A 907-nucleotide genomic window follows, 5' to 3' on the forward strand; every position below is an offset into this window, starting at 1 on the left:
GGCGGCCGGGGCCGCCGGGGCTGATCAGGAGGCAGGGACCGAGCCCGCAGCCGAGGTGGACGACCTGGAGACGCACGGCACCGCCTGGGGCGCCGCGGTGTCGTCGTTCCTCTTCTTCGCGTCGGGCGCGGTCGTCCCCGTGCTGCCTTACCTGCTCGGGCTGGACGGCCTCGCGGCGGTGGCGGTCGCGACGGCGCTGGTCGGGATCGCGCTGCTGGTGACCGGCGCCGTCGTCGGACTGCTGTCCGGTACCTCGCCGCTCACCCGGGCGCTGCGCCAGATCGCGATCGGTCTCGGCGCGGCGGCGGCGACGTACCTGCTCGGCCTCGTGTTCGGGGCCACGGTCGGGTGATTTCGGAGAGTTCACCCGGCCGGTCCGGGCGGCTCGCCGATAGCACCGGATGCCCTGAAATGACTGAGATATAGCGCCTCTTCCGACATACTCGTGTTCCCAAGCACAATATTCCCGATCCGCAAACCGCAGCCATGTGGTTGCCGAACCTCGGAACGCCCCGCAGATTAAATGTGTATGCATGTCTGCTGAGCGGTCCGTCGCGGGCCGGAGAGCTGGAGACCGATGTCGAGGTACGCGCTGACGAGCACGGGGGACCACCTCCGCCGCTTCGTCGTGCGTGCCGTCGGGACCCTCACGCTCGGCGCCGCGGGCCTCGCGCTCGGTGTCTGCCTCGCAGCGCCCTCGAACGCCGCTGACCGGCCGACTCTCGGCTCGGTGCTCGGTGACACGGTGGAGGCGACGGTCCAGACCGTCGCGCGGACCACCGGCGCGCTCGGATCGGTCACGAGGATCGATCAGGCGACCACGGACAGCATCGGATCGGCGACGACGCCGACCGCGCCGGGGTCCGCGACTCCCGCGCCCGCGCCGGAGCCCTCGGCTCCCGCGCCC

The 907-nt window shown here is 71.8% G+C and carries 1 protein-coding gene; it reads left to right on the top strand.

Annotated elements, in window-relative coordinates:
- Positions 1-352: VIT1/CCC1 transporter family protein (locus tag PROKR_RS26340; protein ID WP_211240249.1), on the top strand; the 352-nt coding region annotated here is incomplete at its 5' end.
- Positions 353-907: the final 555 nt, after the last annotated feature.

The sequence above is a fragment of the Promicromonospora kroppenstedtii DSM 19349 genome, from assembly GCF_000515355.1.
In the GTDB taxonomy this organism is placed as follows: Bacteria; Actinomycetota; Actinomycetes; order Actinomycetales; family Cellulomonadaceae; genus Promicromonospora; species Promicromonospora kroppenstedtii.